Raw genomic sequence first — 15,275 nt, 5'->3', positions numbered from 1 at the left:
GATGACATGGAAAGCATTATCTGAATTTCAATGGGGAACAATGGGTCCTGAGATTATTCTAGTAGCTGCTGCGCTTCTTCTATTAACTCTTGAACTCTTATTACCTAAAAATGCTAGTCGTAAAATAGTCGGTTGGATTGGCTTGTTAAGTGTAGTTGGATCGCTTGTATGGTTAATCACACTTTATTCACATAAACCAATAAGTCTATTAGCGGGATCATTTAAATTTGATTCGTTTGGGTTTTTATTTAAACTAATTTTATTAATCGGAGCAATCCTAGTTTTATTACTTGCACTAGGAGATAAATCGATTGCAGAGCGCTCAGAATACTACACATTATTTATTACAGCGTTAATTGGAGCAATGTACATGGCTTCAAGTAGTGATTTAATCACATTATTTGTTGGGTTAGAGCTACTTTCGATTTCATCTTATATTCTAGTTGGAATTCAAAAGAGAAGAGAAGGCTCTTCCGAGGCTGCTCTTAAGTATGTAATTAACGGTGGTATTTCAACTGCAATAACATTATTCGGACTAAGCTATACTTATGGCTTAACAGGTACAACAAACATTACTGAAATGAATTTGGCACTTCAACAAGGAATTCCAAGCAGTAATGGATTTCTAATGATCCTAGCATTTGTGTTAGTATTTGTTGGATTATCATTTAAACTTGCGTCTGTTCCGTTCCATATGTGGGCGCCAGATGTATATGAAGGTGCGCCAACACCTGTAACAGCATTCTTAGCAACAGTTTCAAAAACAGGTGGATTTATTATCGTACTTCGCATCTTCTTAGCAATTTTCACGGGTGCATTATTGATGAAAGAACAAAAATCTGTATTTGAAGTAATGCAACCAGTTGTTGCTACATTGGCCGCGTTATCGATGATTATTGGTAATACAATTGCTTTAAAACAAAACAGTCTAAAGCGTATACTTGCATACTCAGGTATTGCACACGGAGGCTATGTTCTAGTTGCATTTGTAAGTATTTCACCATTCATGTTTGAGGGAATCTGGTTCTATTTATTAGCTTATACATTCATGACAATCGGTATTTTAACGATTGTCTACAATGTGCAACAACAAAGGGGATCGGATTCATTATCATCATTTGCAGGGCTAATTAAAACAAATCCATTTTTAGCGATTACCATGACAATATTTGTGTTATCGCTAGCAGGTATTCCATTAACTGCAGGGTTTATAGGAAAGTTAAATATTTTCTTGGGGGCTTTCGTCCAAGTTAAAGGATATTATGTATTAGGTGGCATTCTACTTTTAACTACAGTAGTATCTTATTTTTACTACTTCGGCATCCTTCAAAATATTTTCTTTAGAAGTGGTGAAGAGCGTAAAGTTGTACTTCCTAAGACACATCTATTCGTTGTATTGGTTTGTGCTGTTTTAACAATTGTATTGGGTATTAAACCATCTTTAGCATTAGATGTATTTCATAAGCTAGACATTGTGAAAGACTTCTTTATGGCGTAAAATATATTTAAATTAAAAGTGTAGGGTGATTCCTACACTTTTTAATTTGTAGAGAAAGTATAAAATTAGGTTTTCAGACTGTTTGAAATTGCTTGCACTAAGAAAACATATGCTAAAAATGCAACTAGGCAATCTGAAAGTTTTTTCTATAAAAATAGATCGGAAAGAGGACGTGAAGAATGGAAGCTTTAGTTGGGACAGAAGCGTTATTAGCAATAATTGTCCATTTATTTTTCATTATTTTAACTTGGTGGGCTTTAACAGCAATTAAGTGGGAGAGTATTATGAAAAAAGGTCATGTCGCCCAAATTCGACTTTTTATGGTGCTATTGACGATTACAATTTCTTCTGCTGTAAGTAGTTTTTTCTTAGACTATCTTCAATATACAAAAAACATTACATATTTATTGAAATAATTTGTCAAAAAGTATGTTACGATGTATCGTATAAACCCCTCTCTCCCTGTGAAAAATGGAAGTAAGAGAGGGGATTATTTATGAAAAAGACTATGTACTTATTATTAATTACGATTACTTTTGCTTCTGCACTATTTTTTAATTGGGGTAAAATCGGTATGGCTGATACAGGTGTAGGCCAATTGAACCGTTTTGCAGACGTATTAAATAAAAAAGACATTTCGGTTACAAGTTGGAATTTATACGCAAGAGAAGCTAAAATGAATACTTCGGTGTCCAAAATAATCAGTAAATATAAAGAGGATTTCAAAAAATTTAAGTGGACGAAAACTGACAATGGTAATAAAATAATTGGTACGTTTAACCATAATTTGGTCACAGAAAGAATCGTTGTTACATCTACTGGCAATAACAGCAGCTATGTAATTTATGAACTCAGTGGGACTAAATGGGACCAGCAGGCTGAAAAAGAAACGAATAAACTCATAAAGAACTCATTGGAAAATATTTTTAGTAAAGAACCTACTTTTTTTACTTGTATAAAGGGGACAATGGGTGGTAAACTTGAAGGTGTTTTGCAGGGTATAAAAAATGATTTTTTGGGGACTTTTAAAGCAACAAAAATTGAAGAAATAAAAGAAGGGGCATTCGTCTCTGTTTCAGCATATACTGAACAGTGGAATGACGCTCTGGTTGCAAATGGCAAAAAAATTAATTTACAAATTGCAATTCGCGAAAACAATGTTGATAAATCAACGACAATTATTATTGGCACACCGATTATAACAGTAGAATATTGATAGATCTATTTTAGGACACGGAGGGGAAAAGTTTGGATAAAATCATTGTCCGTGGCGGGAAACAGCTTCAAGGCACAGTTCGTGTAGAGGGTGCAAAAAATGCTGTCTTACCAGTTCTTGCTGCAGCGCTACTAGCTAGTGAAGGAAAAAATATAATTCATGACGTACCAACTCTATCTGACGTTTACACGATTAACGAAGTTCTTCGTAATTTAAATACAGAGGTTGGGTTCAGAAATAATACAGTAACAGTTGATGCTTCAAAGGATTTACATGTTGAAGCACCATTTGAATATGTTCGTAAAATGCGAGCATCTATTCTTGTAATGGGACCACTTTTAGCAAGAAATGGTCATGCACGTGTAGCGTTACCAGGTGGATGTGCGATTGGATCTAGACCAATTGAACAGCACTTAAAAGGATTTGAAGCAATGGGAGCTCAAATTACGGTTGGTAATGGTTTTGTAGAAGCAAAATCAAACGGTCGTTTAAAAGGGGCAAAAATCTATTTAGATTTCCCAAGCGTAGGTGCAACAGAAAATATTATGTCTGCAGCAGCACTTGCAGAAGGAACAACAATTCTTGAAAATGCTGCAAAAGAGCCTGAAATTGTTGACTTAGCAAACTTCATTAATGCAATGGGTGGTAAAGTTCGAGGTGCTGGAACAGGCACTATTCGAATTGAAGGTGTACCAACATTATTTGGTACAACTCATCACATTATTCCAGACCGTATTGAAGCTGGAACATTTATGGTAGCAGCAGCAATTACGAATGGAAACGTATTAATTGAAAATGCAGTTCCAGAGCATTTAAGCTCGGTTGTAGCGAAAATGCGTGAAATGGGAGTAACAATTATCGAAGAGGAAGAAGGTCTTCGTGTAATTGGTACAGACAATTTAAAACCTGTAGACATCAAAACAATGCCTCATCCAGGCTTCCCAACAGATATGCAATCACAAATGATGGCACTTCTATTAAAAGCTAATGGAACAGGCATGATTACTGAAACAGTATTCGAAAATCGTTTTATGCATGTGGAAGAATTCCGTCGCATGAATGCAAATATTAAAATTGAAGGTCGATCAACTATTATTCATGGACCAAATGATCTTCAAGGAGCAGAAGTAGCTGCTACGGATTTACGTGCTGCTGCATCACTTATCCTTGCTGGTCTTGTTGTTGATGGATATACTCGTGTTACTGAATTAAAACATTTAGATCGTGGTTATGTAAATTTCCATGAAAAGCTTGCTGCACTTGGAGCGGACATTGAACGTGTAAACGAACCAAGCACAGCTGTAGAGGAAGAAACACTAAAAGATTTACAAGCGTAAACTAAAAACTAATTCAAATGCCTGGCACTTTGTGTTACCCCACATAGAGTCGGGCATTTTTGCATTTTCATGCAACTTTCTACTATAAGTTATAGACAGAAACCTTATAAAATATTCTAAAAATAATAAAAAATAATACAATTTGTTAAAAGAATCTAATTTGAAATCAATCTATTATTTGTTCTAAATGCTTGTCCATATACATAAATTATCTTTAGAAAGGGCAGTTAGTTGAAAATTGTCATTTAAAGTTGTATTGAAATGGATAGGAGGAAAATATGAAGTCATTTAAAACATTAATCACTGCAGGATTAACTACTTGCTCAGTCGTTATTATTATCCCTACATTGCTTGTTCTACCATTTCATAGCCATACAGATGGTAGATTGGTTGATCAGCTACAGAAAAAAGCAAACCAAGTCGCAGCAGCGAACAAAAATGACAATCTAAGTATTGAAGTTTTTAGAACAAAAACACAAAAAGTTGAAAAACTACCTATCGAGGAATACGTATTAGGAGTAGTAGCATCAGAAATGCCAGCAAAATTTGAAACAGAAGCACTAAAAGCACAAAGTTTAAGTGCAAGAACATTTATCATCAAACGATTGAAAGAAGGAAAACCACTTGATGAGGGTGGAATTGTTGATGATTCAGTTAATTTTCAAGTCTTTCAGGATCGTGACGACCTGAAGAAAAGATATGGCGCTGAATACGATAAAAATATAGCCAAAATTGAAAAAGCAGTAAGAGCTACTGAAGGACAAATATTAACTTACAATGGACAACCTATAACTGCTTCATTCTTCTCCACAAGCAATGGATACACAGAAAACTCCGAAGAATATTGGAAAAATAGTGTACCATATTTGAAAAGCGTACCGAGTCCTTGGGATTCCGTTGCTCCAAACTATCTATCAAAAAAATCAATCACAATAAGTCATTTCGAAAAGAAACTTAATGTAAAAATTAATAAGTCAGACATAGGGAAAGTCACCTCGAGAACACAAGGTAAACGTGTAGCACAAGTGACATTTGGTAAAAAAACTCTCTCTGGTAAAGAAATTAGAGAAAAACTAAACCTACGTTCAACAGATTTTTCATGGGAGCGTTCAGGTAATGAAATCATCATTACAACAAAAGGTTTTGGCCATGGAGTAGGTATGAGTCAATACGGAGCAAATGAGCTTGCTAAGCAAGGAAAAACATACGCTGAGATCGCTAAGTATTACTATAAGGGAATTAGCATAAAGAAGCTTAGTAAGAAGGATTATGACCTATTGGAGAAGCTTTGACAGACCTCATTAAGGTCTGTTTTTTTGTATAACCGCTAAGATCGGTTTTTTATGAGAAGAAGTAACTAATTAAAAAACACTCTAAATCAAACTAAGATTCGTCCGATTAGAGTGTTTTTTGATTAAATAAAGTATTTATTTTGGGAAATTATGAAGTTTAATTGCAGAAATACTAGTGTTATTTGCAGCATACAGGTTCGATTTCAGTTCCTTACGAAATTCATAAGATTACACTACAATTCCACTTCTTTTCTTATCCCTTACTGCTTTTGAGCATATTTATAATAAAAATATCCAACAAATGGACGTACTTTTATGTTTTTTACATTTGATTTTTGCAAGTATACATAGCCAGCTTGGTAAACTGGAGCAATCGCAGCGTCATCTAATAAAAGGTCTTCAGCATTATGAAGGAGCTGAGTACGTTCTGATTCGTTTTGTAAGCTGATTGTATTTGCTTTTTGTACAAATTCATCATATTGAGCATTTTTATAATTTAATACATTTAAAGCCGATTTAGATGTAAATAGCTCTAAATAAGTCGTTGGATCAGGATAATCAGCACCCCATGTATCTAGAGAGAGATCATAGTTTCCTTGCTGACGCAATTCGAATTTTTGTTGTGCGGGCTGTACGACAATATTAACAGTTAAACCTTTTAAGTTTGTTTCTAATTGTGATTTTAAATATTCACCGATTTTACGCGATGTATTGTTATCACTTACTAGTAATGAAATTGTAGCTTTTGACTTACCACTTTCAGATAAAGCCTCTTTAAAAAGTGATTTAGCCTCTTCTAAACTTACTGTAGAAGGATGAGTCGTTGAGCTCACAAAGTCGACGCCTTTAGAGTTTTTTACTAAACCTTTAGGAATAATTCGATCAGTAGGAATAGAACCATCGTTTAATATCGTTGTACTAATGTCCTCTTTATTATAGCCATTTGCGATTGCCTTACGTACTTTTACATTTGCTAAAAATGGATTTTTTTGATTAAAGCTGATGTAAGAGACAATTGGCATAGCTAGTTTGTTTAATTCTTTATTCCCTTTATAACGATCGATAACATTAGAATCAATAATCGCTTGGTCAAGTTCACCTGTTTCATAAAGATTAACTGCAGTTGTTGTTTCTTTCATGATTTTAACGTCAATTTTATTTACATGGACATTCTTTTTATCATAGTATTGTGGATTTTTTGTCATTGTGAATCCAGCTTCATGATCCCATTTACTTACAACGTAAGGACCATTATATAAAGTTGTATTTGCTTCTAAACCATATTTGCTACCTTGATCCTTAACGAATTTTTCATTTAACGGGAAGAACATCGGTAAACTAGTCAGTTGAATGAAATATGGAATAGGGCGTTCAAGTTTAATTTGTAGTGTTTTATCATCTAGTGCAGTTACCCCGAGCTTATCCACAGATAACTTTCCTTGGTTAATTTCTTTAGCATTTTCAATATCATATAAATCATATGCAAACTGTGCTTTAGTATTTGGATCAACTGCTCGTTTCATTGCAAAAACAAAATCTTTTGCTGTTACTGGGTCTCCATTTGAATATTTAGCGTCTCTTAGAGTAAATGTATAAACTTTACCATCCGTACTAACTTTATGTGACAAAGCAGCAGCGGGAACGTATTCTCCTTTTTCATTTGGCATGTAAAGACCTTCCATTACGCTATTAAGTGCGTTTAATGATGGTCCATCTAAAGCTAGTGAACTATCAAGACTTACAATATCTGAAGTATCCATTAAATGTAACGTGTGATCATTTGACTTCGAAGCTGTTTGATTTGATTGTTGTCCACAACCTGCTAGTGCCAATGTGAATAATAAAGTAATTGATATGAAGGTTTTCTTAGTAAATATCATTTTATTTTTCTCTCCTTATTTTTGGGTACAAAAAAAAGAGTCCCCGCCTTATAAAAAGGACGAGGACTCCCGTGGTGCCACCTTAATTAGTCTAAAAACGTTTAGACTCACTTTGCAGTATCGAAACAAATGAATTGAACTACCTTGTGACAAAAAGCAGTATCGAAACATGAGTTTGAATACCCGTCTCTTTTATCGGTGAGACGTCCGCCAAAGCCTACTGCATAAATAAATGGTTCGGTTTGGGTGCTCAGAAGCCCATTCAAAAATATGTCCGTACTGACTTGCACCAACCGTCAGCTCTCTGAAACTTTCATATAATCTACTCTTCTTCATCATCGCAAAAAATATATAATGACTGAAATAATTTTTTAAGTTTAAGTTTTTAATACATCGTACAAGCTTGTAGTGTGATTATATTTTGTAATAAAGAAAAATGCAAGAAAAATATTTTGTGAACTTCATAATGAGACTGATTAACTTATCCACAAATATTGTGTATAAACCTTGTGGAATTGTGGATAAATCGCTTTCATTTGTTAATATTTTTCTAGTATTTTGTGGATTAATGTGAATTAGTTTGAAATTGTGTGGAAAAATAAGAATTTTGTCGAACTAAAATTTTCTAAATTGCGTATATAATTCCAGAAATCTGTTGACAATGATTGCAGAGGTGATAAGGATGAGAGAGGAACAAAACAAAAAAACTTCTCAAAAGGTTATTAAAATGTTAAGAAAGCGTTGGGTAGTACCAGCAATTTATTTAGTGAGTGCGGCAGTTATTTTGACAGGTGCGTTATGGTATCAATATAGTAATGCTCCAACTCCAACAAAAACTGGAACTACAGTTGATACGAGAGAGCCAGAGGCAATTCCAGCTTCACAGCCAGAAGAAAAATTAACTTACCCAGTTTCAAAGGATGCAACAGTTCAAGTTAAAAGTCATTATTATGATGACTCTGCTTCAAAAGATGAGCAACAAGCATCATTAATCCAAATGGATAATAATACTTTTACGATCAACACTGGTATGGATTTAGTTGATAAAAGTGGAAAAGAATTTGATGTGACTGCAGCTCTTAGTGGTACTGTTACAAAAGCTCAAAAAGATGCTGAGCTAGGTTATGTAGTTGTAGTAGAAAGTGGTAACGGATTAGTTTCATATTACCAAAGTTTAAAATCTGTAAGTGTTGAGCCAGGAACAAAAGTTTCACAAGGACAAGTTCTTGGAACAGCTGGAACAGCTTTAATTGGCAAAGAAAATGGCATTCATGTTCATTATGAATTACGTAAAGATGGTGTAGCAATTAATCCAGAGAAATACCAAGGACAAGATGTTTCATCAATTATTAGTTCTGAAAATACAAAAAGCGATACAAAAGAATCTAATACAATGAATACTTCTGGGAATGTATCAGATGACAATGAACAAGGTTCTTCTAATGCTGATTCAGATGGAAATAAAATTCAACAATAATATTTAAGCAATTCACAAAGTGCCTAACACGTGGGAATCATACCACATATGTGTTGGGCACTTGTTTTTTTCTGATAATTGTGCATAGTTAGACACCTTTGCTAATACAATGTTATAAACCCATCAAAGAGGTGTTTGAGGTGAGGAATCGTGGATTTTCTACCTAGTCAAAATAAATGTACCTCAGCAGGTCAGTCAGAGCAGGAAAAAGAGCAGCTTAGTCAGTCAAAACGAGTCTCATTTCACGCTTCTCACATCCATTTAGAGGAGGAGAGTAGTGTGCACGATTACATCAAAGAGAGAACGATCAAGATTGGGAAATATATCGTGGAGACGAAGAAAACAGTTCGTGTAATAGCTAAAGAGTTTGGAGTGTCAAAAAGTACAGTACACAAAGATTTAACAGAACGCCTACCGGAAATCAATCCAGATTTGGCAAATGAAGTAAAAGAAATTTTGGATTATCACAAATCAATTCGTCACTTACGCGGTGGAGAGGCTACAAAGCAAAAGTATCAAAAAGAAGACGTTGAGAAAGTAACTAAATAGGGTTTCTGAGCCTTGAAAACAAAATTAGAAATATTTAACCTCCTGTTCACAAATATTAATTACTAAAAGTAGTTCTTTATGGTAAAATTATATTTTGGTATGGAACGTATTCGGGGAACTGCTCATGAGTATAGTGAATAAGGAGGAGCCAAAAGGAATGTTTTCTAAGGATATCGGAATAGATCTTGGTACAGCCAATGTCTTAATACATGTTAAAGGTAAGGGAATCGTATTAAACGAACCCTCTGTAGTTGCAATAGAGCGTAGTAGCGGTAAAGTATTAGCAGTAGGGGAAGAAGCAAGCCGCATGGTAGGTCGTACACCTGGTAATATCGTAGCAATCCGTCCACTTAAAGACGGCGTAATTGCTGATTTTGATATTACTGAGGCAATGCTACGTCATTTTATAAATAAATTAGATGTAAAGGGATTCATGTCAAAGCCGCGTATTTTGATTTGTTGTCCAACGAACATCACATCTGTTGAACAAAAAGCAATTCGTGAAGCTGCTGAAAAGAGTGGCGGTAAACAAGTTTATCTTGAAGAAGAGCCAAAGGTTGCTGCAATCGGTGCTGGAATGGATATATTCCAACCAAGTGGTAACATGGTAATTGATATTGGCGGTGGGACAACCGATGTCGCAGTCTTATCGATGGGAGATATCGTCACCGCCTCTTCAATTAAAATGGCAGGGGACAAGTTTGATATGGAGATTCTAAACTATATCAAGCGTGAATACAAACTGCTAATTGGAGAACGTACTGCAGAGCAAATTAAAATTGAAGTAGGTACTGTTTTCCCTGGCGCAAGAAATGAATCAATCGATATCCGTGGACGTGATATGGTAACTGGATTACCTCGTACAATTACTGTACAATCTGATGAAATTCAAAGAGCATTAAGTGAACCAGTTTACTTAATCGTACAAGCTGCAAAAACAGTATTAGAGCGTACACCACCTGAATTATCAGCTGATATTATTGATCGTGGAGTTATTCTTACTGGTGGCGGAGCATTACTTCATGGAATAGATATTTTACTTGCTGAAGAATTAAAAGTACCTGTTTTCATCGCTGAAGATCCAATGCAATGTGTTGCAGTAGGTACTGGAATTATGTTAGAAAATATTGATAAAATTCCAAGTCGTTACTTAAAATAAAATCTCAAGCTATCTAGCTTGATTACACACTGAAATCTCAAGCATATAGAGCTTGGGATTTTTTTGTTTGGAATTTATTAGGAACGGTTATCTTTGTAAGAAAAGTGTTTATGTTTTGTAAAGTTAAGATGAACTAGAAGGTAGTCAAAGTTGGCAAAGAGAAAAAGAAAGTATCAACGTTTAAAAAGCGCCATTTAAAGTTTAAATTAAGTAATTGTAAAATGAGGATTATCAAGGTAAGCAGTACATATGATTTAATACTTAAAACTCTAACATCTTAAAAATTAGTAAAACGCTCCTCTAGTTTAACTTGGGACTTGGTCTAAAGAAAAACGGAAAAGGGTTGATTGGTAGATAGTTAATTTAACTTGTGTAAATGATGATCGAACTTCAAGAGAAGTAGAGATACTAAACTTTATCTCTTTTAAAAAGCAATAGACCTATAGAAATCAAAACAAAATTTGCAATTAAAAGTAAATTTTATCACTTTAGGCAGTGTTAAAGGTCTTTTATCTTTACTGATTAATTGTATAGGATGGGGATGAACCATGACGCATATAGTTGTTGCTGGTACGGGATATGTTGGTCTTACTACAGGAGTTTCATTTGCTACAGTTGGTTACAATGTAACATGTGTTGATATTGATGTTGAAAAAATTGAATTACTGCAAAAAGGAATTTGCCCTATCTTTGAACCGGGCTTGAAAGAATTATTATTAGAAAATATTTCCCTTAATAAAATTGAGTTTACAACAAATTACAAAGTAGCTTATAGCCATGCAGATATCATATTCATTGCTGTCGGTACACCAGAACTTCCTGATGGAACAGCAAATTTGCACTATTTAAAAGGTGTTGCGAAAGAGATCGCAATTAATGCTAACAAAAATCTAATAGTTGTTATTAAAAGCACTGTTCCGGTTGGAACGAATGAAGCAGTTAAGAGAATCATGTTGGAAAATGCCCCTCGGCATTTAACGATTGATATAGTATCAAATCCTGAATTTTTAAGGGAAGGCTCTGCACTATACGATCTATTTAATGGTGACCGAATTGTCATTGGTTCCGAAAGTCAAAGTGCAACGGAATTGATAAAGGAATTATATAAACCATTTAATACAGCTATTTATACAACAGATGCAAGAAGTGCGGAAATGATCAAGTATGCATCTAATGCTTTTTTAGCTACTAAAATAAGTTTTATTAATGAAATTGCTATGATCTGTGAAAAATTGGATGCTAATGTTGATCATGTTTCTCATGGTATCGGGCTAGACCATCGAATCGGTTCAAAGTTTTTAAAAGCTGGAATTGGATATGGAGGATCATGTTTCCCAAAGGATACGACTGCTTTAGTAAAAGAAGCTGAGCTAGTAGGTGTAGACTTAAAACTATTAAAATCTGTTATTACAATTAATAATCAACAGAAAATAAAACTTTTCGAATTAATAAAATCTCTTTTTGGAAATTTAAAAAATAAAGAAATTGCAATTCTAGGAGTTAGCTTTAAGCCAAATACAAATGATATTCGACATGCACCTTCGATCGATTTAATTAATCAGTTCATCAGAGAAGGTACTAAAATAACAGTATATGATCCATATGCCCTACCTGAATTAAGAAAAGTATTCGGAGATTCCATAAATTATTCAGTTAATGTGAAGGAAGCCATTCGTGAAAAAGAGGCCACATTTATTTTGACTGAATGGAGAGAAATCGTAGAAACTGATCTCCAATTGTATGAGGAGCTAATGAAGCTTCCGTTAGTAATTGATGGACGTAATTGTTTTGAATTAACTAAAATGCAAAAAAAGAACATCCACTATTACTCAATTGGTCGAAAGCCAGTGAATCCAATGCCACAGCTTATTAGTAAATAATTATTATAAATTTAATGCACTTTAGAACTGAAATTTCTATGACTCTTTAATAGGGGTTGGTCTCAAAGTTGTATGGATAAGACACTGCACTACGGAGATTGAATAACCTAGAGGAAAAAAATTCGCATAACAAAAATGAAGCAGGGTGTCTCATGAGACAGCCTTTTTTTGTGTGTAAAATAAACCACTTAGAAAACAATACATTAAATGAAATATTTTGGAAAAAGTATAAGAATAATATGCCATGATTATGGGGTGGTGAAAAAAGTGTTTAACTACAAAGAAACCAATAGTGCAGCTACAAATAAAAAAATTCCATTTCAAAATAATATATCGCGTTCTTTAAGTAAGGACATTTTAGAAAATTTAAAAAGAATAAAAGATGATTTTGGAGATAGCTCTGACCTTGTGATTCGTCATGAAACACTTGGGGAAGGTATGCAGTATTCTTTTGCTGTGATTCATATCGACGGAATTTCAAATGAGAAACTAGTGAATGATGGAATCATTAATAAAATTGTTAAAATTAATGCAGAAAAAGAAACAACGCTGTCACTAACAGATTTAGAGAATGGCTTAAAAAGCGTAATCGCCGTTTCAAGTTTAAAATCACAATCAAGCTATACAAATCTTCTATCAGCATTATTAATTGGAGATACCGTTGTTCTTTTAGATCATGATAGTAACTTCTTAGTTGCATGTACAAAAATGGTCCAATCTAGAAGTATAACAGAACCGTCAACGCAAACTGTAATTAGAGGACCCAAGGATAGCTTCACAGAGAGCTTACGTACAAATACTTCTCTAATTCGTAATAGAATTCAACATCCAGCGCTACGAATCGAGTCAATGAAAATAGGCGAAGTAACGAGAACTGATGTAGAAATAATGTATATAAAAGGAGTTGTAGATGAAGAGTTATTAAGGGAAGTAAAACATCGTTTAGAGGCTATTAATGCAGACGAAATCTTAGAATCCAGCTATATTGAAAACTATATTCAAAACGACCAAAAGACCATTTTTCCTACAATGATTAATTCAGAGAGACCTGATGCTGTAGTAGGTAATTTACTGGAAGGACGCGTTTCAATTTTTATAGCTGGTACACCATTTGTCTTAATTTTACCAGCTACATTTACACAGTTTTTTCAATCTCCAGAGGATTATTATCAAAGCTCATATATTGGTACTTTTTTAAGATTGCTGCGTTATATGTCCTTTTGGACTGCTTTATTTGCACCTGGAATTTTCATTGCAATTACTTCATTTCATCAGGCTGTAGTTCCAACGGTTTTATTAGTAAGCTTAGCGGCTCAACGTGAAGGTGTGCCTTTGCCAGCAATTGTTGAAGCTCTTGGTATGGAACTAGTTTTTGAAGTATTACGTGAAGCTGGAATCCGAATGCCAAGAGCGGTTGGGCAGGCGCTATCAATTGTTGGAGCCTTAATCTTGGGGCAAGCAGCTGTACAAGCAGGATTTGTATCTGCGTCAATGGTAATCATCGTATCAATTACTGCGATTGCTAGCTTTACGATCCCTTACTATAATATGTCAACTGCTGCTAGGATTCTTCGTTTTATATTATTATTGGCAGCAGCCTATATTGGTTTATTTGGAATTTTGATTGGTGGTTTAATTATATTATTACATATGTGTAGCCTACGATCTTTTGGAGAGCCATATTTTGCACCATTTGCTCCATTCCGTATAAAAAGTCAAAAAGATACTATATTAGTTGCACCTAGTCAAGGAAACACAAAAACCGTTAAAGAACAAAGTACTGGAGAATAAGTATGAAAAGAAAATGTATAATCTTAATTCTTATTACAAGTTTACTTTTGGTGAGTTGTTCTAATTATAAAGAATTAAACAGTGTATCGATCGTGGTAGCTATGGGTATTGATTATATACCTAAAGATAATCAATATAATATGGTTCTTCAAATCATTAATCCGAGTGCGATTGCCAGTGTTACTGGTTCAATAGGTACACCAGTTATTTCCTTAGAACAAAAAGGTAGAACAATTTCGGAAGCTGCTCGAAACGTTACAAAAAGTGTTTCTCGATCAAATATATATTCTCATGTGGCACTCGTTGTCATTGGTGAAAAACTAGCAAAGGAAAAATCGTTGAACTATATATTTGATGTGTTTGAGCGGGATTCCAAAATACGTGTTAATATTCCAGTTGTTATTGCAAGGAACGACAGTGTTTCTCGAGTAATGAATAACTTGCCAGCACTTGATAAATTACCGGCTAAGTCGATCGTAGGAAAAATTAAAAATACGTCGTCTCTTTTAGGTGAAAATCAAGAAATACAAATGCGCCAAGTAATATCAGCTCTTTCAAGTAGTGGTAGAGAACCGGTCATTAATGGTGCACTTTTAGAACGTGAAACCAAGACTTCTGAAACACTTGATAATTTTTCAAGTGTGAAATCATCCTATAACAAGATTGAGGGGTTAGCCGTTTTTAAAAAAGGAAGGCTAGTGGGGTGGTTAGATGGCTCACCGGCAAAATCGGTACAAATAATTGATAATGCAATAAAAGAAACAAATATACAAATAAAATGCAGCAAAAAAGAATATGATTCGATGGAGCTCACACGTGTGAAAACGGACACGAAGATTAAAATGAAAAATAAAATACCAAAAATTCACATTACGGTAAAAGCGATCGCCATTATTGATGAAGTACTTTGTAATGACAATTTTGATAAAGCAAACACACTAAAAAAATATGAATTATTAAGTGAGAAAGCGATAAAGAAAACCATAGATGAAGGAATCAAAAAAGCACAAGGATATGGGGCAGATATTTTTGGGTTTGGTGATAAACTCCATTTATCAAATCCAAAAGAGTTTAAAAAATATGAGAAAAATTGGGATGACCAATTTCAAAAAGCTAAAGTAAAAATTGATGTTGATGTCCAAATAAATAATGTAGGTATGAGAAAAAAAGCTTATCCATTTTAGAAAAGAAGGGAA

The 15,275-nt window shown here is 34.2% G+C and carries 12 protein-coding genes and 1 other annotated feature; of the genes, 11 read left to right on the top strand and 1 reads right to left on the bottom strand.

Features of this window, described 5'->3' with window-relative positions; all coding sequences use genetic code 11:
• Position 1 precedes the first annotated feature (1 nt).
• The 5 genes from nuoN to spoIID all read left to right on the top strand — a co-directional run bounded on the left by nuoN (position 2) and on the right by spoIID (position 5,343).
• Positions 2 to 1,498, top strand: a complete 1,497-nt coding sequence (nuoN, locus tag COI44_RS00745) for an NADH-quinone oxidoreductase subunit NuoN (RefSeq protein ID WP_098426229.1) — start codon at positions 2 to 4, stop codon at positions 1,496 to 1,498.
• A gap of 179 nt (positions 1,499 to 1,677) precedes the next feature.
• Positions 1,678 to 1,914, top strand: coding sequence for a DUF1146 family protein (locus COI44_RS00740; protein ID WP_025568971.1), 237 nt, complete (start codon positions 1,678 to 1,680; stop codon positions 1,912 to 1,914).
• Between the two features lie 80 nt (positions 1,915 to 1,994).
• Positions 1,995 to 2,714, top strand: coding sequence for a YwmB family TATA-box binding protein (locus COI44_RS00735; RefSeq protein ID WP_098426228.1), 720 nt, complete (start codon positions 1,995 to 1,997; stop codon positions 2,712 to 2,714).
• Positions 2,715 to 2,746: 32 nt separating this feature from the next.
• On the top strand, positions 2,747 to 4,051 hold the full coding sequence (murA, locus tag COI44_RS00730) for a UDP-N-acetylglucosamine 1-carboxyvinyltransferase (RefSeq protein WP_098426227.1): 1,305 nt from the start codon (positions 2,747 to 2,749) through the stop codon (positions 4,049 to 4,051).
• A gap of 278 nt (positions 4,052 to 4,329) precedes the next feature.
• Entirely contained in the window at positions 4,330 to 5,343 is a 1,014-nt protein-coding gene (gene spoIID, locus COI44_RS00725) for a stage II sporulation protein D (protein WP_098426226.1), read from the top strand.
• A gap of 260 nt (positions 5,344 to 5,603) precedes the next feature.
• On the opposite strand, the gene COI44_RS00720 is transcribed toward spoIID, so the two are convergent.
• Positions 5,604 to 7,223, bottom strand: coding sequence for a peptide ABC transporter substrate-binding protein (locus COI44_RS00720; RefSeq protein WP_098426225.1), 1,620 nt, complete (start codon positions 7,221 to 7,223; stop codon positions 5,604 to 5,606).
• Positions 7,224 to 7,275: 52 nt separating this feature from the next.
• Positions 7,276 to 7,571 (bottom strand) — a binding site (T-box leader).
• Between the two features lie 334 nt (positions 7,572 to 7,905).
• On the opposite strand from COI44_RS00720, the gene spoIIQ reads away from it, so the two are divergent.
• The 6 genes from spoIIQ to COI44_RS00685 all read left to right on the top strand — a co-directional run bounded on the left by spoIIQ (position 7,906) and on the right by COI44_RS00685 (position 15,263).
• Positions 7,906 to 8,700: a stage II sporulation protein SpoIIQ gene (gene spoIIQ, locus COI44_RS00710; RefSeq protein ID WP_179886965.1), complete on the top strand. Its 795-nt coding sequence runs from the start codon at positions 7,906 to 7,908 to the stop codon at positions 8,698 to 8,700.
• 279 nt (positions 8,701 to 8,979) lie between these two features.
• A complete protein-coding gene (gene spoIIID / locus COI44_RS00705; protein ID WP_025569002.1) occupies positions 8,980 to 9,249 on the top strand; it encodes a sporulation transcriptional regulator SpoIIID in 270 nt (89 codons plus the stop codon).
• A gap of 157 nt (positions 9,250 to 9,406) precedes the next feature.
• Positions 9,407 to 10,408 carry a rod shape-determining protein gene (mreB, locus tag COI44_RS00700; RefSeq protein WP_025569003.1) on the top strand — a complete coding sequence of 334 codons (1,002 nt, stop codon included), beginning with the start codon at positions 9,407 to 9,409 and terminating at the stop codon, positions 10,406 to 10,408.
• A gap of 548 nt (positions 10,409 to 10,956) precedes the next feature.
• Positions 10,957 to 12,288 (top strand): UDP-glucose dehydrogenase family protein, encoded by a 1,332-nt coding sequence (locus COI44_RS00695; RefSeq protein ID WP_098426223.1) that lies wholly within the window; start codon positions 10,957 to 10,959, stop codon positions 12,286 to 12,288.
• Between the two features lie 267 nt (positions 12,289 to 12,555).
• Entirely contained in the window at positions 12,556 to 14,079 is a 1,524-nt protein-coding gene (locus COI44_RS00690; RefSeq protein ID WP_286163688.1) for a spore germination protein, read from the top strand.
• A 2-nt stretch (positions 14,080 to 14,081) separates the two neighbouring features.
• Positions 14,082 to 15,263, top strand: coding sequence for a Ger(x)C family spore germination protein (locus COI44_RS00685; RefSeq protein ID WP_098426221.1), 1,182 nt, complete (start codon positions 14,082 to 14,084; stop codon positions 15,261 to 15,263).
• Positions 15,264 to 15,275: the final 12 nt, after the last annotated feature.

This window comes from Bacillus sp. AFS088145 (genome assembly GCF_002564465.1).
GTDB lineage: Bacteria > Bacillota > Bacilli > Bacillales > Bacillaceae_G > Gottfriedia.
Note: the sequence above shows the minus strand (reverse complement) of the source record. Positions and strands in the feature narration are given on the sequence as shown.

Excerpts from the sequence above, each read along its gene's own strand:
- nuoN (WP_098426229.1), top strand. The coding sequence starts at position 2 with ATGACATGGAAAGCATTATCTGAATTTCAATGGGGAACAATGGGTCCT.
- COI44_RS00740 (WP_025568971.1), top strand. The coding sequence starts at position 1,678 with ATGGAAGCTTTAGTTGGGACAGAAGCGTTATTAGCAATAATTGTCCAT.
- COI44_RS00735 (WP_098426228.1), top strand. The coding sequence starts at position 1,995 with ATGAAAAAGACTATGTACTTATTATTAATTACGATTACTTTTGCTTCT.
- spoIID (WP_098426226.1), top strand. The coding sequence starts at position 4,330 with ATGAAGTCATTTAAAACATTAATCACTGCAGGATTAACTACTTGCTCA.
- COI44_RS00720 (WP_098426225.1), bottom strand. The coding sequence starts at position 7,223 with ATGATATTTACTAAGAAAACCTTCATATCAATTACTTTATTATTCACA.
- spoIIQ (WP_179886965.1), top strand. The coding sequence starts at position 7,906 with ATGAGAGAGGAACAAAACAAAAAAACTTCTCAAAAGGTTATTAAAATG.
- mreB (WP_025569003.1), top strand. The coding sequence starts at position 9,407 with ATGTTTTCTAAGGATATCGGAATAGATCTTGGTACAGCCAATGTCTTA.
- COI44_RS00695 (WP_098426223.1), top strand. The coding sequence starts at position 10,957 with ATGACGCATATAGTTGTTGCTGGTACGGGATATGTTGGTCTTACTACA.
- COI44_RS00685 (WP_098426221.1), top strand. The coding sequence starts at position 14,082 with ATGAAAAGAAAATGTATAATCTTAATTCTTATTACAAGTTTACTTTTG.